The organism is Photobacterium sp. S4TG1, from assembly GCF_036040035.1.
Lineage (GTDB): Bacteria > Pseudomonadota > Gammaproteobacteria > Enterobacterales > Vibrionaceae > Photobacterium.
Genome location: NZ_JAYXUH010000003.1, coordinates 128,666 through 148,238, shown reverse-complemented (window position 1 = coordinate 148,238; position 19,573 = coordinate 128,666). Strand labels below are relative to the sequence as shown.

Genomic DNA, 19,573 nt, shown 5'->3' with positions numbered 1-19,573 from the left:
TGACGGGATTGGGCTTGGCATTCACTCAGCCCATTATCGTCATCCCGAAAGTTGACGGTCGAGGCTATTCGGGATCGACTCACCTCGTGATTGAGCCTCAAAAACACCAATGAAAATACGCTAAAATCCCAACAAAAATACTGACTCTACAACGCGCGGACAGTAGATTCCCTATCGCCCTCGCGGGCATTCACTGTAGGAAATGACGGAGTGATTTGGCATTTAGGGTTGGGGTTGGCATTTACTATAGAAAGTGACGAGGTTGGGCTTGGCATTCACTCTTACTCTTTTCGAATAAACAGCAAAAATATGACTCACTGTCTCATCTATAATATCGAGTGATAAATAAATAACATCACCAGTGATAGAATTATCGTTAAATAAACCCATACAAAATAAGTTGAGAGACAACATGACTGAATTTGAAAAGATGCTTGCAGGCGAAGATTTTGATGCGGGCTCAGATTGTATTGAAAATATTCGTCAAAATGCATTAAATCTATTGCAAGTTATTAACCAAAATATAGATAGCTCTCAGCGTGATGAACTGTTTCAACAGCTAATGGGGAATATTTCACCATCCAGTATTGTACGCTCGCCGTTTTATTGTGAATTTGGTAAAACAATTTCGATTGGAGAAAACACCTACATCAACATGAATGTCACTATGTTAGACGGTGCTAAAATCACTATTGGTAATAATGTATTAATTGGTCCAAACACACAATTTTACTGCGCTAGTCATGACTTAAATTATCGTAATCGTCGTAATTGGAAAACCATCTGGAATACAATTACGATTGAAGATGATGTATGGGTTGGCGGCAACGTAGTAATCAATCAAGGTGTGACCATTGGTGCACGCTCTGTTATTGCCGCAAATTCTGTGGTTAATTGTGATGTACCCGCCGATTCTCTTTATGGTGGTACACCTGCAAAATTAATTAGAGTTATTCACGAAAATCAATAATCAAAAGGCATAGACAACAAATAGCTGTCTATGCCAAAAACAAGCTTTTCACCCTTTGATGGCTGCAATAGAAAATCAATATTAATGACTATTCACTGTTTTTAAAGCTCGACGCTGCTTGAAAACCCCCTTAGGTACTTTAGTCAATAAAATACCCGCAAGAAGAGGCAGCATCATTATTAATGATTGTTGAGACAGTGCTTCGCCATTAATATAACTAGAGATAAACAGCGCAACTACAGGAAAAATGAGAAAACAGATAGACGCTTTAAAAGGTGTTGATACCTGCACCAATTTGAAATAAGCAACAATACCGCCAACACTCGCCACCAAACCAAGATAAACAACCGCTGAAATTGAATCCCAACTAAAAGCTTCAACATTTACATTTTCAGTCACAGCTGAAACTGCAAATAAAAATAGAGAAGCAATGAAGCTTGGTAGCGCGTTATAGGTCAGCACTTCAATGTCTTTACAGTATTTTTGTACCAATACATACATAGTCGCGTGCATAGCAACAGCAACGCCTAAACAAACAGTACCAACGAGATAATCATCGCTTCCCATCTGCATTTCATTTGCAAGAATTAGGCATAAGCTCACAACAGCAGTAATTAACCCAAATATTTGGTGCTTTGCCAATCTTAAACTGAGGAACAGACCTGACATCAGCATTACTGCAACGGGCATATTGGCAAAGATTATTGATGCTAAACCAGATGAAATGTATTGCTCACCAAAGATCATCAACGTAAATGGAATCGCGAAGTACATCAGTGCAACAATAAATAACCACCGACGCTTACCTTTTGGAAATAGCAATGGTTGATTAAAGACCTTCGTCAACACCACCAATAGAGGTGCTGCCACTAAAAAGCGTAGCCCCGTGGCAAAAATAGGTGGGATAGAATTCAATGCGACTTCCATCGCAAACCAAGTCGTTCCCCAAATTAAACAAACCGAGGTAAAAAGAAAGATAGTAAGTAGCTTTGAATTCATAATGTTCCCGATTAATAATTATTTAAATTATCATTCTGTAGCGCGATAATAATGCATTACAGTATAAAGACGTCATCGGAAAAATAAGTTTCATTTACTTCTAAATTTCACAGTGAATATAGAAAAAAAAACCACATTAACACTCAAAATTACATTTTTTTCTATTAAAGTCAAACAAGGAAAAGACATTATTATTTACAAGGTCTATTAATGAGCCTTCAATATCGCCTTAATATATTCCACTTATTGAACAAAAAACAACATAAGTAAAATATATTAAGGGCACATAATGTGCCCTTTCATAGCGTACTTAATATAATACAACCAATAACTATCGTTGATAAAATTAGTGCGTATTACGGGTTAAATCAGCGGCTGTTAATGCCGCAGTATTGGTGTAACGACCATTCTCTATACTTGGTAATGCAACTTTACCGCTATTAACCAGTTTAGCGATGCGTTGTTGATCAGCTTTTGAGGTTGATAAACCAATAACAGACCAATCATTTTCAGCTTTACCCGTAATATGACCGTTTTTAACCTCATGAATATAACGCATGGTTAATTGACGAATAGTGCCCGCTTCAGTGCCGTAATGGGCTTTTGAATCAAATAGCACCTTAAATTTACGGCCTTCAAGTACTCCGCCTTTTTTCGTTAAATGTCCCATACGGTAGCTATTCATGCCTAAATTAATAGTTTGTGCATCCGTAACGGGCTTGCCATTCATTTTAAGGTTGGTAATACGGTGGCCTGCCGCTTTGGTTAAGTCAATTTGGTATGTTACGCCACCAAAAATATCATGAGTGCTATATTTTGATGAGCGACGTTTAGCATCAAAGCTGTAGGTTAGATCAGTAGGCTTAACACTATTGAAGTATCCAGCAGACCATTCCATGTAGGTTTTTAAATCTTTCCCTGTCATTTCATAAACTGTGTATTCACCACCAGCATATTCATAGTTAAAATTAATATCTTTAACTTTAATATCGCCCACAGGTAACGATGGATTCATATTATCAAGGTGAACCGCAATAACATTGGCCTGAGGAGCAAAATAAAAACCGACTTCTTGAAATAATGACGTTAATCCTGTGTCATGTAATTGGCTTTCAGGAATGCCTGTAATGGTATTTTTCGGCACAAGATCTTGACCTTCTAATTGGCCAATAACTTTATTCGCATCTTGCTGAAGTTTGTGGTGATAAGGCTTAAAAATAGTTTCCATCGTCACGTCTGATGGTAATCCATTCATATTATAAGTGAAGCTATCTTTATTAATGAGGGTGTACTTACCCTGCGCATCTTTTTTGAAATTCAAATCAATGCGAGATAACGCGCGACCATATTTATACGGTTCAGTAATAATTACCCCATTGATCATCGCCTTATCCACTTTAACGTGCATATGGCCCGCAACAATAGCGGCTAACTCTGGGTTGGCGCGTGCAATATCACCCACACCAGTATCAGCAATGTTATTTTCATTATCGATACCCATATGCGCCACTAAAATGATGGCATCAGTTTTATCTTTAATTTGCGTAATGACTTTTTTAACTTCTAGACTTGGATTACTAAACGTCAAATCTTGCAAACGATCACTACCATTAGCAAAAGCGGCGATCATTGGTGTATCCATACCAATAATGCCAATTTTAACGCCCTTACGTTCAACGATTTTATAAGACGGTAAAAAAGGAGAGGTTGCATTATGGAAAATATTACCGGCTAGTGGCGTACCATTAAAGGTTGTAATGGTATTTTTAAGTACCTTTAAACCGAAATCAAATTCATGATTACCCAATACATAAGCATCATATTTTAATTGATTAAAGCCTAACATCATCGGGCTGATAGGATCGTTTTTAAAGGTTTCGATATTGTTACCCTGAATTGCATCTCCAGCATCGACCAAAATAATTTCAGGATCTTGCTTTCTTAGTTCGCCAACTTTGGTCGCTATTTGGCTCAAACTGCCAGATAAATTAGGTTTATCAGTGGTGTAATCCCAAGGTATAAATCGCCCATGAAGATCAGATGTACCTAAAATCGTAATATCGACTTGCTCTGCATATACAGCGGGTGAACTGACTAGAAGAGAAAATAATACCGTTTTATAAATGTTCTTATTCATTACTTAAATTACTCATCTGTTGACTTAAATCACCTATGACATAAGAGCATAATTATACACAGGCAAATGTATTAATATTCCTAAAATTCATAATAATTATGTGATTTATAGTCGGAAATTTACATTTAAGTGTCAGAGTGACGTTTTAAGTAATAGAACAAAGCCGCAATAAAGCGGCCTAATGTTATCTTGGAAAAAGGCATATTAACAACAGCAATCGACTTCCTTTGCACCACATTCATTGCAAGTTACACATGAACACTCAGCTTTCGCTTTATGACAAACGCCACATTCAACACAAGTGCACTCAGTTTTTGTCTTATGACAAACACTGCAATCAGCACAAGTACATTCATTTTGTGGAAGCGCGCAATATTGACATTTCTTATCCATGAAATTCTCCATAAAACCAATAATAAATAAAATTCGAGTTCATTATATACAAGTGAATAATAGAGATACTTCATACTGTCTCAGAACTGCTTCATGTCGCTAATGATTTTGTATTATTTTCAACCAACTTGTCTCATTATTATTACACTAACAATAACTTATCGATTTATTAGTTATTACTTTAAGGCTCAACCTTCACCATCTACTACTCTCGCTTGTAACCCTTTCACCACCTTTCGCCCATAAAAAAACCCAGCCTTATCGACTGGGTTTTTAGCAATATGCTTTCTTACAGCATCAGTAATTAACCGATGTGTGTTTCGTTACGCATGTACTTACGTAGTACTTCAGGGATCATAATACGGCCATCAGCTTCTTGGTTATTTTCAAGAATAGCAACCATAGTACGACCAACAGCAAGACCAGAACCGTTTAGTGTGTGTAGTAGCTCAGGCTTCTTCTCGCCTTTACGACGGAAGCGCGCTTGCATACGACGTGCTTGGAAATCCCACATGTTTGAACATGAAGAAATCTCACGGTAAGTTTCTTGAGCAGGAACCCACACTTCTAAGTCGTAAGTTTTGCAAGAACCAAAGCCCATATCACCAGTACAAAGAACAACTTTACGGTAAGGTAGTTCTAGAAGTTGTAGTACTTTTTCAGCGTGACCTGTTAGTTCTTCAAGTGCTGCCATTGAATCTTCAGGGCGAGTGATCTGTACAAGTTCAACTTTGTCGAACTGGTGCATACGGATTAGACCACGAGTATCACGACCGTAAGAACCCGCTTCTGAACGGAAACATGGTGTGTGTGCAGTCATCTTGATTGGCAAATCTGCTTCATCAGTAATAGTGTCACGCATCATGTTTGTTACAGGCACTTCCGCTGTTGGAATTAATGAAAGCACACGAGGCTCTTCATCGTTCACTTTTTCAGTTAGCGGTTGAGTGTGGAATAGATCTTCACCAAATTTAGGTAATTGACCTGTACCAAATAGGCTGTCAGCGTTCACTAGGTACGGTACATACATTTCTGTGTAACCGTGCTCTTCAGTGTGAAGATCTAGCATGAACTGTGCAATTGCGCGGTGTAAACGAGCAAATTGGCCTTTCATTACAATGAAACGTGCACCAGTGATTTTTACAGCACTTGCGAAATCTAGACCACCAGCCATTTCACCAAGATCAACGTGATCTTTCACTTCGAAGTCATACGCTTTTGGCTGACCCCAACGTGAAACTTCAACGTTCTCTGACTCATCTTTACCCGTTGGTACTGACTCATCAGCAATGTTTGGTAGCATTTGAGTGATAGTATCAAGTTGAGTTTGAAGTTCAGCTAATGCTGTTTTTGCTTCATCAAGCTCAGAACCTAGGTTGCCGACTTCCGCCATAATACGCTCAGCTTCAGCGTGATCACCTTTTGCTTTTGCCTGACCAATCGACTTCGATCGCGAGTTACGCTGTGCTTGAAGCTCTTCTGTTTTTACTTGAAGAGACTTACGTTGCTCTTCTAAGTTGCGTAAAGTTTCTACATCAAGGTTAAAACCACGACGCGCGAGTTTTGCAGCTGTTTCATCCAGCTCAGTTCGAAGTAATTTAGAATCTAGCATGCTAATCCTGTGCTCTTAATAGTCTGAAATGCGCGTTATTTAGGCATTTCTTATTAAAATAGTTGTAGTTGGGAGGCAACCATAACAAATTGTTGCCAATCACTTAACGATACCCAAAAAGCCTTATTATTGGTAGCGCTTTAGCGGGCTTTTTGCATCTAAAGAAGCAAGATAATCCAACTTTTCTGATATTTTTATCTCTAAGCCCCGTTTTGAAGGCTGATAATAAACTCGATCACGAATTTCGCGCGGTAAATACACTTCACCGGGAGCATAAGCACCTGGTTCATCATGAGCATAACGATACCCTTCACCATAGCCCAACTCTTTCATCAGTTTGGTCGGCGCATTACGCAAATGTGGCGGTACTTCAAAATCTGGAAATTCACGCGCATCGGCTTTAGCAAGATTGAACGCAACATACACCGCATTACTTTTGGCTGCACAGGCTAAATACACAATCGCTTGCGCAATAGCACGTTCACCTTCATAGGCACCAACACGGGTATAACAATCCCATGCCGATACTGCCACTTGCATTGCTCGTGGATCAGCATTACCGATATCTTCTGACGCAATGGCTAATAATCGACGCGCAACATACAGTGGATCACAGCCAGCTTGCAGCATTCTCGCAAACCAATACAGCGCACCATCAGCATTAGAACCACGAATAGATTTATGTACCGCAGAAATCATGTCATACCAAAGATCGCCTTTGTTATCAAACCGAGCAACTTTTTCACCGGTTACTTCAGCTAATAACTCCACCGTGATTTGTTTGATGCCCTGCTCATCTTCTTCAGCCATATCAATTAACTGTTCAAGATAATTGAGTGACATTCTTGCATCACCACGTACAAATTCAGCCAATTGCTGTTTTACTTCACCAACAAATTCAAAATCGGTTTCACTAATACCACGCTCTTTATCTGTTAACGCTTGTTCAATCACTTCAAGAATTTCATCATCTTCAAGGGATTTTAATTTATACACCCGCGCACGGGATAACAGAGCGTTATTAAGCTCAAACGAAGGATTTTCAGTGGTTGCGCCAATAAAAGTTACGGTGCCATCTTCGATATGTGGCAAAAATGCATCTTGCTGGCTTTTATTGAACCGATGGACTTCATCAACAAATAAAATAGTCCGCCTGCCTGCCATTTTATTATCACGCGCTTTATCTATCGCCGCGCGAATATCTTTAATACCCGAGGTAACTGCAGAGACACGTTCAACTTCCGCATTGGCATAATTAGCCGCAACTTCAGCCAGCGTGGTTTTACCTGTACCGGGTGGTCCCCATAAAATCATCGAATGCAGATGGCCTGCTTTTAATGCTCGACGTAATGGCTTACCTTCACCAAGAATATGTTGTTGACCAATGTATTCCTCTACCGTTCGTGGCCGCATTCTTGCTGCCAAAGGTCTAAAATCTGAGGAAAAATCTAGGCTGAAATTATTCAATATAATGACTCCCCTAAGACAGAAAAAGGTGGCTCATTCGCCACCTTCTCATAATAATTAATTAGAATAACAATTAGTTACGTTGGTCATCCAACTCCACACCTTTGGGCGGTGTAAAGGTAAATAAACTGGCAGCTGGCGTTGTGCGTTTAAAATCGCTCAAGACATACTGACTACGTTGTCCATCAGTTTCAATCACTGAGAAATTACGTACATCACCTGCTTTTGATACCGTGACCACGAATTTATCCATTGATGATGTTTTATCTTTTGGAGTTAAGGTAAAAGTATCCACTAACTGAGCGACATTATACTTTGACCAATCACTGGCACTATTACGGGTTAACAATACAAATGGTGTTTGCTCTGTGGCGTCTTTAAGCCACATTGCTGTTACTTGCTCAACAAACGGGCTGTAATACCATACAGTTTTACCATCAGAAACCAATAAACTTTCATCCGGTGTTACGGTTTTCCAGCGAAATAAATTAGGGCGTTTAATCGATAAATCGCCAGTACCATTTACTAAAACGTCACCATCAGGGCTGGTGACTTTTTGAGTAAAGTTAGCGCTAAATGCATTCACTTTATCAAGACGGCTACTTAGTACTTGTTGTGGTGTTGCAGCCCATGCACTTGACGCAACCAACATTGGTGCGGCAACTAACATGCTCATTACGAGTTTCTTCATCATATTCGCTAACCTCTTTAGTATTAAACCGCTGTGACAATCTCTATCACAGCGGTTTTATTTACACTTTAGTGCTTACAGCATACGTAGCTATTTATCGCTAGCCATTAATCGAGATGCTGTACTGGTGGCGGCGCTAATACTTCACGGTTAGCATTATGCCCCGGAGCACTCACGATGCCATGTGCTTGTAATTGATCAACAATACGAGCGGCGCGGTTATAACCGATCTTAAAGCGACGCTGTACGCCTGAAATAGATGCTCGACGCGTTTCTGCTACAAAAGCAGCCACCTCATCAAATAGCTGGTCTAAATCATCGTCACCCGATGGTGCTTCACCCGGAAGCAAACTATCGGCACCTTGATCTGTGTTTAAAATGCTATCGATATATTGAGGTCTGCCACGTGCTTTCCAATCGTTAACCACGTTATGCACGTCATCATCAGATGCAAATGCACCATGAACGCGAATGGTATGACTTTGACCTGACGGTAAGTACAACATATCACCCATGCCTAACAATGTTTCTGCACCACCTTGATCAAGAATAGTGCGTGAGTCAGTTTTAGTTGATACAGTAAATGCCATTCGCGTTGGAATATTAGCTTTAATCAAGCCTGTAATTACATCAACAGAAGGACGCTGAGTGGCTAATACAAGGTGAATACCTGCCGCTCGAGCTTTTTGAGCCAAACGAGCAATCAGTTCTTCTACTTTTTTACCCACAACCATCATTAAATCAGCAAATTCATCGACAATCACCACAATACTTGGCATTTTTTCCAATAACGGTGGGTACTCATCCATGGTATCACCCGGTTTCCATAATGGATCATGAATTGGGTGACCAGCTTCTGCTGCTTCTTTAAGTTTAGCGTTATAACCTGCAAGGTTACGTACACCACAAGCCGCTAACACTTTATAACGACGTTCCATTTCACCGACACACCAACGAAGCGCATTACCAGCATCTTTCATGTCAGTAACTACTTCGGTTAATAGATGCGGAATACCTTCATAGATTGATAGCTCCAACATTTTCGGGTCAATCATAATGAAACGACAATCTTCTGGTTTACATTTGTAAAGTAAGCTCAGAATCATGACATTCACACCAACTGATTTACCAGAACCTGTGGTACCTGCAACCAATAAGTGTGGCATTTTACTTAAATCAGCCACAACAGCATCGCCCGCAATATCGTTACCTAAAACGATAGGTAGTGCACCACCAACATGCTGGAATTGCTCACTCGCAACCACTTCCGACATATAAACCGTTTCACGGCTCTTATTTGGCAGCTCTAAACCAATGTAAGGTTTACCTGGAATCACTTCAACCACACGTACTGATGTGGTTGATAATGCACGCGCTAAATCTTTTGATAGCCCAGAAATACGACTCACTTTTACACCAGGGGCAAGGTCAAGCTCATAGCGTGTAATAACCGGGCCTGGATAAATACCTTTAACTTGTACTTTGATTTTATAATCAGCAAGTTTTGATTCAATTAGTGCCGCTGTCGCTTGTAACTCTTCATCAGATGCTTTTTCAACCGTTTTACGTGCTGGCTGTAGTAAATCTAATGTTGGCATTGGTGATGTTGGAACCGGAAGATCAGGCTCTTTTTGCATTAAGAAAGGATTATCTAATCCTGCAAGGTGTGCTTGTTCTTTTTGTTTATCACGAATACGTTTTAGGAAAATTTCCTCGTCTGTTAACCCCTCTTCTGAAGTATCAACAGCCGCAGTCGGTGCAAAAGACGCCGCAACAGGTTCAGCATAGACTTGTGATGCAGTAGGTTGCTCACTAACGACAGCATTAATTACATGCTGTGTTTGCTCATCAACCGCAACAGTAAAATCTTCATCTTTTTCAAGCTCGCGCTCAAGTGCTGAAACAGATAAACCTTGTATCGGTGCCGATTGTTCTACTGGCGCAACATATGGCTGCGGCTCAACTTGTGGCGCAACGTGTTCTACTGGCGCAATATATGGCTGAGGTTCAACTTGTGGCGCAACGTGTTCTACTGGCGCAATATATGGCTGAGGTTCAACTTGTGGCGCAACGTGTTCTACTGGCGCAACATATGGCTGAGATTCAACCTGTGGCGCAACGTGTTCTACTGGCGCAACATATGGCTGAGGTTCAACTTGTGGTGTTGCAGTATCCATTAATGGATCAGCGGCAATAGCGGTTGTTGAATGAATAATCGGAGTTTGTTGTGCTGCATTATAAACCGGCACTTTACGCTCAAAAGAGTGAGCAGCAGACGGTTCTTCATCAGATGAATGCGCATAAGATGATAATAAAGGATCATCTTGTTCGTCATTAACTTCCTGCAAATGCTTGGCATAAGGCATATCAGCCTCAGCTGCAATTTCAGTGGCAAACGGACGCATCATTTCATGTTTATCTGAACGTAATTTATTCAATAGCCAAGTTAGACTTGATAGTGTTTTTTCACCCAATTGATCAACAATTGTTGTCCATGAAACGCCAGTAAATAAGGTGAAGCCAATCGCCCATGCAAACATGAGAAGTAAAGTCGCACCTAAAACATTAAGTAATGGTAACGATATATTAGCGACTACATCACCAATGACACCGCCTGATGAGAAATACCAAATATCATCAAAGTTAAGATCAGCTAAACCACAACTGCTTAAAATTAATAAAATCAATCCTAACCAGCGCGTGCCATAGACCATATAATCCATTGACAGCATTTTGGTTCGACGCTGAAAAACAAACCAGCCTAACGACACTAAAATAATAGGAATAACATAAGCCAGTGACCCAAAAATAAAGAACAGGGTATCTGCGACTAACGCACCAAATGAGCCAGCTTTATTCTGAACGACACCTTCCCAAGCAGTCTGCGACCAAGATGGATCTGCCGGATTAAATGTGACTAACGCTACCATCATATAAATGGCGACTAAAATACTGATGATCAAAAAACCTTCAATAATGCGTTGCCCACCCGATAAACGCATTTTGGGCAGTTTTTTACCTTTAAACTTCCTCAAGAATAACTCCGGTGTTTCTATCAAATTCGAATGTTTTGCCAACAAGCTGATATTTTCAGCGACCAAAGTGACGACTTTGCTGCTAACAACAACGCTACATCCAATACCCAGCCACGTTGTCGGCAAACTCACAAATATAAAGTAAATGTCTTAATGCCATCATTCTATACTAAAAGACCACATTGTCTGTGTTCGTCGCCCTTTAAAATAAAATTATTTTTATATAGTCAGCAATAAAAGCCAATTATCTCAAATGGCTAGTCGTTACTTATTTTAGACGGTCTGCCATCAAATAAATTCATCATTATGTCAATTTGTAGAATCGTTTGGATGATTAATCACCAATTATTATTTTTATAGCGCATAAACAAATACACCCTGAATAACAATCACGTTATTCAGGGTGTATATATTTTTCAATCTTCGATTGCTTAAAGCACAAATATCTAGCGTGTTTTAATAACCAAGTTGTTGCTTTGCTTAACTTCTTCCATAACAACATAGGTACGAGTATCGTTAACACCAGGAAGACGTAGCAAGGTTTCACCAAGCAATTTACGGTAAGCCGACATATCAGATACACGTGTTTTCAACAAATAGTCAAAATCACCAGAAACTAAATGACATTCCTGAATATCTTCTAGTTCTTGTACCGATTTATTAAACTGCTCAAAAACATCTGGCGCACCACGGTTGAGAGTGATCTCAACAAACACAAGTAGTGATGCATCAAGAAACTGTGGGTTTAACAATGCAGTATAACCGCTGATATAGCCTTGACGCTCTAATCGACGTACACGCTCTAAACAAGGTGTCGGTGACAAACCAACACGCTTAGAAAGCTCTACGTTTGAAATTCGACCATCTTTTTGAAGTTCATTCAAAATATTACGGTCTATGCGATCCAATTCCTTGGATGGTTTCTTTTTGGTATCTACCATTTTTTATTCCACCTTCTCACTTCCTTGCAAAAAAATATACTACATCTTATCTATTTTTAGAATCAAATACTCTAATAGTCAAACAATCCGTGATAAATATAAGACGATCATGCTATTTAGTTACGATATTGTTAGATTTTATTTCATACCTATGACTATGACCACCCTCAAATATTTAAGGATTTCACTAGCAGCAGCTCATCAAAAACAAATATTTAACTATGTTGTACCAAAACAAAACGGATTATCAAAGTAAATTAATCATATCAATCCAAATACATTAACATAATTTAACAACTGCGCGTTTTAATCACCTATCTACCTATTACAGCAATAGTTATACAATCATTATTCAAAAATTTAGAATCACAGATATAGGGGGTTTTTCTTAATGAAATTTGTGCTAGATCAAAATAAACACGATCTGACTTTTCACATTTAACACTTCAAAAATACGGCTTGCTACGGTATTTTTGTACTTAATTTAACATTCATTCCTTATGAAAATTGAAACGGTATTAAACGTTTGTCGCCCGTATTTAATAGGACAAGCAAATAATTGATTGTCTCACATCCTCTTCCTTTACGACTGCAATTTACCTACAATCAGTCTTCCATAATAATAATATTCAGCCTGGAGAAAAAATGAGTAACGTAAAACATTGTGAACTACTCATCCTTGGTTCTGGACCAGCCGGTTATACTGCTGCTGTCTATGCTGCACGTGCAAACCTCTCACCAGTAATGATCACAGGTATGCAGCAAGGTGGTCAACTTACGACGACCACTGAAATCGAAAACTGGCCAGGTGATGCTGATGAGCTAACAGGCCCAGCACTTATGGATCGCATGAAAGCCCATGCAGAAAAATTTGAGACTGAAATTATCACTGACTTTATTAGTGAAACTGATTTTAGTCAGCGCCCTTTCCGCTTAAAAGGCGAAAACAGTGAATACACTTGTGATGCGCTTATTATTTCAACGGGAGCTTCTGCAAAATACATTGGTTTAGATTCTGAAGAAGCATTTAAAGGCCGCGGCGTATCCGCTTGTGCAACTTGTGATGGTTTCTTTTATCGTAACCAAAAAGTGGCGGTTATTGGCGGTGGTAACACTGCGGTGGAAGAAGCGTTATATCTATCAAATATTGCTGCAGAAGTTCACCTTGTTCACCGCCGTGACAGTTTCCGCTCTGAGAAGATTCTAATCAACCGTCTGATGGACAAAGTCGCAAATGGTAATATCATTTTGCACACAGATCGTACCCTTGATGAAGTCTTAGGTGACGATATGGGTGTAACAGGTTTGCGCCTTAAAGATACTCAATCAGATGCAACTGAAGAACTTGATGTAATGGGCGTATTCATTGCCATTGGCCACCAGCCTAATACTGCTATTTTTAATGGCCAGTTAGAAATGGAAAATGGCTACATTAAAGTTCAATCTGGTATCCACGGTAATGCCACTCAAACCAGTATTGAAGGTATTTTTGCCGCAGGTGATGTTATGGATCATACCTATCGTCAAGCCATCACATCAGCAGGAACTGGCTGTATGGCGGCCCTGGATGCTGAACGCTATTTAGACGCCCTAGCAGACCAACAATAAGTCACAACAAGCAGCTGTTATACAGTGGCTTTTTTCCTTACAGCAACATCTATCTCAACGGATGTTGCTGTAAGAGCATTTACCATAAATACCGTAATGAAACCTTATTTATATGGATAAACAATTACAACGCGATTTGACCAAATGGTTAAAATCCCAAAGTAAACTCGCCAAACGTTGGATGATGTTCAGCATCAGCTTAGGGTTTATTTCGGGATTATTGCTTGTCGGGCAAGCGGCTTTATTAGCCAATATTTTGCATCAGCTGATCATGGAGCATACCGATAAATACCAGCTTGTTAATCAGTTTGTTGGTCTTATTGTTATCGTAGGTTTACGTGCTTTATGTAGCTGGGGACGAGAAGTTTGTGGTTACCGCTGCGGTGAACAAATTCGACTCCATATTCGTCAACTCATTCTCAACCGCTTACAAAATCTTGGTCCTGCTTATATAAAAGGCAAACCCGCTGGCGTATGGGCAAGCTTAGTGCTTGAGCAAGTAGAAGAAATGCAAGATTTCTTTGCTCGCTATCTGCCACAAATGTCACTCGCGGTATTAATTCCGGTGGTGATTTTAGTGGTGGTATTCCCACTTAACTGGGCGGCTGGTTTAATCTTCCTTATCACTGCGCCGTTAGTCCCCTTTTTTATGGCATTAGTAGGTTTAGGTGCTGCAGATGCTAACCGTCGTAATTTTAAAGCGTTACAACGTTTATCTGGCCACTTTTATGACCGCTTGCAAGGTTTATCAACCCTACGGTTATTTAATCGCGTTGATGCGGAAGCTGAAAATTTAGACGCGGCTTCTCATGTGCTACGTAAACGCACCATGGAAGTACTACGACTCGCCTTTTTATCCTCCGCGGTATTAGAATTTTTCTCAGCAATCTCTGTTGCCATTGTCGCTGTGTATTTTGGTTTCGCTTTCATTGGCGAGCTTAATTTTGGTAACTACGGTATTCCTGTATCACTCTTTACTGGCTTATTTGTATTAGTGCTTGCACCTGAGTTTTATCAACCTCTGCGTGATCTGGGTACCTTCTACCATGCTAAAGCACAAGCCATTGGTGCTGCAGAATCAATTGTTGAGTTTTTAAACATTGAAGCAGATGAAATGAGTGACGGTGATACACCATTACCAAACCCTGATGCAATTCACATAACAGTGACCGATCTTGAGGTATTGAGTCCTGAAGGTCAAATATTGGCAGGCCCACTAAGCTTTACTATTAATACCAAAGAACATGTGGCGTTAATTGGCCCAAGTGGCGCGGGTAAAACCAGTTTACTCAATGCCCTACTTGGCTTTTTGCCTTACCGCGGCAGTATTAAAATAAACGACGTTGAACTCAATCAACTTAAACATGATCAATGGCGTCAAGCGATCAGCTGGGTCGGTCAAAATCCATTATTAGTCCATGGTTCGGTTCGCGATAACATTACATTAGGTAATCCAAATGCCAGTAATGCCGATATCGACCAAGTTACTCGCCAAGCCTACGCTGATGAATTTATTCAACGTCTTGAAAAAGGCTATGAACATCATGTTGGTGATCGCTCAGGTGGCTTGTCTGTCGGTCAAGCACAACGTATTGCAGTTGCCCGTGCAATGTTACAAAACGGCGCTTTCTGGCTACTTGATGAACCCACAGCAAGCCTTGATGCTAACAGTGAACGCTTAGTGCTAGAAAGTTTAGCTATTGCGGTTACTGATCGCACCACACTGATGGTGAGTCACCGTTTAGATCAATTGCATGTTATGGACCGAATTCTTGTTATGGATAACGGTAAATTAGTTCAAAACGGGGCTTTTGATACCATTAGTCACCAAGGTTTATTAGCTGACATGCTCACATCTACTGATAAGAGGGATCTCGATGCATGATTTAATCCCTTACCTTAAACTCTACCGTAAACACTGGTTTGGTTTAACCTTAGGCATGATTTTAGGTTTATTGACATTATTGTCAGCCATCAGTCTATTAACGCTATCAGGTTGGTTTATTGCCGCCTCTGCTATAGCAGGTCTAACTCTGCTTAGTAGTCAAACATTTAATTACATGGTGCCAGGGGCTGGCGTACGTGGCTTTTCTATGGCACGTACAGCCGGGCGATGGGCAGAACGGGTTGTTAGCCATAATGCAACCTTTAAACTACTCGCTGATTTGCGGTTATTCTTTTTCCGTAAACTGACACCATTAATTCCCGGCCGCCATGCTAATTTACGTGATGCCGACTTACTTAACCGCTTAGTCGCGGATGTTGATGCAATGGATCACGTCTATCTGCGTTTAGTTAGCCCACTGATTATCGGTGTGCTAGGCATTGTTATTGTTACTGGCTTTTTAGCTTGGTTTGATCCCACTATTGGTTTTACTCTTGGTGGCATCTTATTGGCTTTAATGATTATTTTACCTATCGTTTTTTATCGTTTAGGTAAACGTAACGGTGAAACATTAACTCATGCCAAAGCAAACTACCGCATTACACTATTAGATTGGATTCAAGGTCACGCTGAATTATTACTGTTTAATGCAGAAGAACGCTACCGTCAGCAAGCAGAAGCAGAACAAGATAAACTACTTGATGCTCAACGAAAAATGGCGGGATTAACGGGTATTGCTAACGGCTTATTAATGGCAGCTACAGGCTGGACATTAGTGATTATCCTGTGGATTGCAGCTAACGGTATTGCAGGGCATGCACCGGATCCGTTTGTGGCAATGGTGGCTTTTACTACCATGGCAAGTTTTGAAATGATGATGCCTGTTGCGGGTGCATTTCAATATTTAGGCCAAACATTATCATCAGCAAAGCGTCTTAATGAAATTATTGAAGCAACACCAGATACGGTGTTTGACCCTCAAGGTTATGACGCAGTAGCCCAAGGTGATATTTGCTTTAGTGACATCAGTTACACCTATTACGGCAGTGATAAACCCGTTGTTAAACACTTATCTCTTGAAATTAAGCAAGGTGAAAAACTGGCCTTACTTGGCCGTACAGGTTGTGGCAAATCAACCTTATTACAATTACTCACTCGCAGCTGGGATCCACAACAAGGATCAATTTCCATTGATGGTATACCACTACCGACATGGAGCGAACCTGCATTACGCAGTGCAATAACCGTTGTAAGCCAGCGTGTCGATATCTTTAATGGTTCACTACGTGAGAACCTTGTATTAGCCAAACCTAATGCTACCGAGCAACAACTTGTGGATGCTCTCAATAAGGTAGGTTTAAGCGGTTTGCTTGATGACAATGGTTTAGATACATGGCTTGGTGACGGTGGCCGACATATTTCAGGGGGGGAACGTCGTCGAATCGGTATTGCACGCGCATTACTTCATGATGCTCCGATTCTGTTATTAGATGAACCAACCGAAGGACTTGATCGTCGAACTGAGCAACAAATATTAAGTTTATTACTTGAGTTTGCCAAAGACAAAACAGTGTTCTTTATTACTCACCGTTTAGTTGGACTCGATAGCATGGATCAAATTTGCTTAATGGATGAAGGTGAGATCATTGAACGCGGTCAGCATCAACAATTGCTGGCTCAAAATGGTCGCTATGCTGAATTATGTCGCCGAATTTAATCAAGCATTAACCCTTTAGAACGAAACTAGCGCCAATAATCCCCGTGATTATTGGCGTTTTTTTTATTTACCGTTAAATGTTATATTGCCACTAGTAACCTTTGACTTGCATGTTATTGATAATAAATGACGATTTATATACCTGAAATTGAACCCTCATCATTACAATTTCCTGATCCAAATACCGCCCTTGCTGATCCCAATGGTCTGTTGGCTTTTGGAGGAGATCTTAGTCCACAACGTCTACGTCAAGCTTACCGTCATGGAATTTTCCCTTGGTATTCACAAGGCGAGCCTATTTTATGGTGGAGTCCAACTCCACGTGGAATTTTTGTTCCACAGCAATTCATCCCCAGTAAAAGCTTACGCAAGTTTATGCGAAAAGCGCCTTATACCATCACCTTAAATCATGCTTGCCATGCGGTGATTCGCCACTGTGCAGAGTCTCGTGGCCCTGAACACACATGGATCACTGAAGCTATGATTGCGGCTTATCAAAAATTACATAATGAGGGTGACTGTCACTCAGTAGAAGTATGGCAAGATCAGCAATTAGTCGGTGGCTTTTATGGGGTTGCCGTAGGGAGTATTTTTTGTGGAGAATCGATGTTTTCCTTGGCTGATAACGCCTCAAAAATTGCGTTATGGTATTTCTGTCACCATTTTTCAAACCATGGTGGCACTCTCATTGATTGCCAAATGATGAATCCACATCTAGCCTCTTTAGGAGCATGCGAATTAAACCGCTCAGCTTTTATTCGCCAATTACATCAACAACGAGATAGTGCCTTACCCGCAGCCTGTTATCACCCTCAAACTTTAGTGCTATAAATGAATTAATGATGAAAGAATTATCCTTACAGCTAGGCCTAACACCAGAAAGTGATTGTAATTACCTACCACAACAACGTGATCAGCTTGGTATTGTAATGGATCAACCGTGGCTAAACCCTAATGGCTATGATCTCTTAATTAGCTCGGGTTATCGTCGTAGCGGTAGTGTTATTTATAAACCCATGTGTAAAAACTGTAATGCTTGTACTCCATTACGGATTAATTGCACTGAATTTACACCATCAAAAAGCCAGAAACGGCAGCAAAACCAACTCAAAAAGCTGCAATGGGAATTTAAACAACAACTCGATCCTAATTGGTTTGAGCTTTATGAGCGCTATATTAATGGTCGCCATGCCAGTGGCTCAATGTTTCCAGCCAATAAAGAACAATTTTTTGATTTTGTTAGTGCACCTTGGATGAACACGGCATTTTTACATCTTTATCAAGATAATCAATTAATAGCTATTGCTGTTACTGATGTTTTTCCTGATTCTCTCAGCGCGGTTTACAGTTTTTTTGAACCTGAGCACAAACTTTCTCTAGGTACATTATGTGTCCTATTACAAGTTGAAGTCTGTAACCAAACACAGCGTCAATGGCTCTACCCTGGCTATCAAATTGATCAATGTCGCGAGATGAACTATAAAATTCGCTTCACGCCACATCAGAAATTAATCAATGGTGAATGGATTTCTTCATTATTATAAAAAAAACAAAGCGGTTAAAATAACCGCAACAACTGATGTTTTACATCTGCTTTTGTTAATTAGCTGAGAAAAAATGGATTAATCGCGAACAAAAGCTGACAAAAACAGCTAGCGAGGGTAAAATTACGTCCTAAACTTTACACTCAAACAGTTTCAAGGCATTATCCAGCCCGATCAAGATGAATGGCTGGTAGCCTAAGAGGATTCAATGGCAAAAGAAGACGTAATTGAAATGGCTGGTACTGTACTAGATACACTACCAAATACTATGTTCCGTGTTGAGCTGGAAAACGGTCACGTTGTTACTGCTCATATCTCTGGTAAGATGCGTAAAAACTACATCCGTATCCTTACTGGTGACAAAGTAACAGTGGAACTGACTCCTTACGATCTAACTAAAGGTCGCATCGTCTTCCGCGCACGTTAATCTTTCTCTAGAAGATTAGTGCTGCAAATAAAGCCCAGCCTATTTGCTGGGTTTTATTTTAGCGAATGACGGTACCAAGAGTCGTAATATAAAAACGCCGCAGATAGTTGTTACTATCTACGGCGTTTTTGTTTATGCAACATACCC

At 40.2% G+C, this 19,573-nt stretch carries 15 protein-coding genes; 7 read left to right on the top strand and 8 right to left on the bottom strand.

The genetic code is table 11. The features are described 5' to 3' along the window. Window positions 1-412 precede the first annotated feature (412 nt). Window positions 413-970, top strand: a complete 558-nt coding sequence (locus VXS03_RS06305; protein WP_327762649.1) for a sugar O-acetyltransferase — start codon at window positions 413-415, stop codon at window positions 968-970. An 81-nt stretch (window positions 971-1,051) separates the two neighbouring features. On the opposite strand, the gene VXS03_RS06300 is transcribed toward VXS03_RS06305, so the two are convergent. The 8 genes from VXS03_RS06300 to lrp all read right to left on the bottom strand — a co-directional run bounded on the left by VXS03_RS06300 (window position 1,052) and on the right by lrp (window position 12,245). Continuing rightward, entirely contained in the window at window positions 1,052-1,969 is a 918-nt protein-coding gene (locus VXS03_RS06300; protein WP_327762648.1) for a DMT family transporter, read from the bottom strand. A gap of 346 nt (window positions 1,970-2,315) precedes the next feature. After that, window positions 2,316-4,106, bottom strand: a complete 1,791-nt coding sequence (locus VXS03_RS06295) for a bifunctional metallophosphatase/5'-nucleotidase (RefSeq protein ID WP_327762647.1) — start codon at window positions 4,104-4,106, stop codon at window positions 2,316-2,318. Between the two features lie 204 nt (window positions 4,107-4,310). Further along, window positions 4,311-4,499, bottom strand: coding sequence for a hypothetical protein (locus VXS03_RS06290; RefSeq protein WP_327762646.1), 189 nt, complete (start codon window positions 4,497-4,499; stop codon window positions 4,311-4,313). Window positions 4,500-4,803: 304 nt separating this feature from the next. After that, entirely contained in the window at window positions 4,804-6,111 is a 1,308-nt protein-coding gene (gene serS, locus VXS03_RS06285) for a serine--tRNA ligase (protein WP_327762644.1), read from the bottom strand. A 126-nt stretch (window positions 6,112-6,237) separates the two neighbouring features. Continuing rightward, window positions 6,238-7,584, bottom strand: coding sequence for a replication-associated recombination protein A (locus VXS03_RS06280; protein WP_327762801.1), 1,347 nt, complete (start codon window positions 7,582-7,584; stop codon window positions 6,238-6,240). Window positions 7,585-7,651: 67 nt separating this feature from the next. Next, complete coding sequence (gene lolA, locus VXS03_RS06275) at window positions 7,652-8,272, bottom strand: outer membrane lipoprotein chaperone LolA (protein WP_327762642.1); 621 nt, start codon at window positions 8,270-8,272, stop codon at window positions 7,652-7,654. A 104-nt stretch (window positions 8,273-8,376) separates the two neighbouring features. Continuing rightward, the gene (locus tag VXS03_RS06270) at window positions 8,377-11,271 is read right to left on the bottom strand and encodes a DNA translocase FtsK 4TM domain-containing protein (RefSeq protein WP_327762799.1); all 2,895 of its coding nucleotides are present in this window, start codon (window positions 11,269-11,271) and stop codon (window positions 8,377-8,379) included. A gap of 479 nt (window positions 11,272-11,750) precedes the next feature. Continuing rightward, window positions 11,751-12,245, bottom strand: a complete 495-nt coding sequence (lrp, locus tag VXS03_RS06265; protein WP_005368765.1) for a leucine-responsive transcriptional regulator Lrp — start codon at window positions 12,243-12,245, stop codon at window positions 11,751-11,753. A gap of 645 nt (window positions 12,246-12,890) precedes the next feature. Here lrp and trxB point away from each other — a divergent pair. From trxB to infA, 6 genes are all read left to right on the top strand, one after another. Beyond that, entirely contained in the window at window positions 12,891-13,853 is a 963-nt protein-coding gene (trxB, locus tag VXS03_RS06260) for a thioredoxin-disulfide reductase (RefSeq protein WP_327762640.1), read from the top strand. Between the two features lie 112 nt (window positions 13,854-13,965). Continuing rightward, window positions 13,966-15,738 (top strand): heme ABC transporter permease/ATP-binding protein CydD, encoded by a 1,773-nt coding sequence (gene cydD, locus VXS03_RS06255; protein ID WP_327762638.1) that lies wholly within the window; start codon window positions 13,966-13,968, stop codon window positions 15,736-15,738. Continuing rightward, window positions 15,731-17,455: a heme ABC transporter ATP-binding protein/permease CydC gene (cydC, locus tag VXS03_RS06250; protein ID WP_327762636.1), complete on the top strand. Its 1,725-nt coding sequence runs from the start codon at window positions 15,731-15,733 to the stop codon at window positions 17,453-17,455. The genes cydD and cydC overlap by 8 nt, the downstream gene beginning before the upstream one ends. A 126-nt stretch (window positions 17,456-17,581) precedes the next feature. Continuing rightward, on the top strand, window positions 17,582-18,286 hold the full coding sequence (gene aat, locus VXS03_RS06245; protein WP_327762634.1) for a leucyl/phenylalanyl-tRNA--protein transferase: 705 nt from the start codon (window positions 17,582-17,584) through the stop codon (window positions 18,284-18,286). An 11-nt stretch (window positions 18,287-18,297) separates the two neighbouring features. After that, window positions 18,298-18,999 carry an arginyltransferase gene (locus VXS03_RS06240; RefSeq protein ID WP_327762632.1) on the top strand — a complete coding sequence of 234 codons (702 nt, stop codon included), beginning with the start codon at window positions 18,298-18,300 and terminating at the stop codon, window positions 18,997-18,999. A gap of 208 nt (window positions 19,000-19,207) precedes the next feature. Beyond that, entirely contained in the window at window positions 19,208-19,426 is a 219-nt protein-coding gene (gene infA / locus VXS03_RS06235; RefSeq protein WP_005368778.1) for a translation initiation factor IF-1, read from the top strand. Window positions 19,427-19,573: the final 147 nt, after the last annotated feature.

Bases quoted from the DNA above. Each gene is read 5' to 3' on its own strand.
- VXS03_RS06305 (WP_327762649.1), top strand. From the start codon at position 413: ATGACTGAATTTGAAAAGATGCTTGCAGGCGAAGATTTTGATGCGGGC.
- VXS03_RS06300 (WP_327762648.1), bottom strand. From the start codon at position 1,969: ATGAATTCAAAGCTACTTACTATCTTTCTTTTTACCTCGGTTTGTTTA.
- VXS03_RS06295 (WP_327762647.1), bottom strand. From the start codon at position 4,106: ATGAATAAGAACATTTATAAAACGGTATTATTTTCTCTTCTAGTCAGT.
- VXS03_RS06290 (WP_327762646.1), bottom strand. From the start codon at position 4,499: ATGGATAAGAAATGTCAATATTGCGCGCTTCCACAAAATGAATGTACT.
- serS (WP_327762644.1), bottom strand. From the start codon at position 6,111: ATGCTAGATTCTAAATTACTTCGAACTGAGCTGGATGAAACAGCTGCA.
- lolA (WP_327762642.1), bottom strand. From the start codon at position 8,272: ATGATGAAGAAACTCGTAATGAGCATGTTAGTTGCCGCACCAATGTTG.
- VXS03_RS06270 (WP_327762799.1), bottom strand. From the start codon at position 11,271: ATGCGTTTATCGGGTGGGCAACGCATTATTGAAGGTTTTTTGATCATC.
- lrp (WP_005368765.1), bottom strand. From the start codon at position 12,245: ATGGTAGATACCAAAAAGAAACCATCCAAGGAATTGGATCGCATAGAC.
- trxB (WP_327762640.1), top strand. From the start codon at position 12,891: ATGAGTAACGTAAAACATTGTGAACTACTCATCCTTGGTTCTGGACCA.
- cydD (WP_327762638.1), top strand. From the start codon at position 13,966: ATGGATAAACAATTACAACGCGATTTGACCAAATGGTTAAAATCCCAA.
- cydC (WP_327762636.1), top strand. From the start codon at position 15,731: ATGCATGATTTAATCCCTTACCTTAAACTCTACCGTAAACACTGGTTT.
- aat (WP_327762634.1), top strand. From the start codon at position 17,582: ATGACGATTTATATACCTGAAATTGAACCCTCATCATTACAATTTCCT.
- VXS03_RS06240 (WP_327762632.1), top strand. From the start codon at position 18,298: ATGAAAGAATTATCCTTACAGCTAGGCCTAACACCAGAAAGTGATTGT.
- infA (WP_005368778.1), top strand. From the start codon at position 19,208: ATGGCAAAAGAAGACGTAATTGAAATGGCTGGTACTGTACTAGATACA.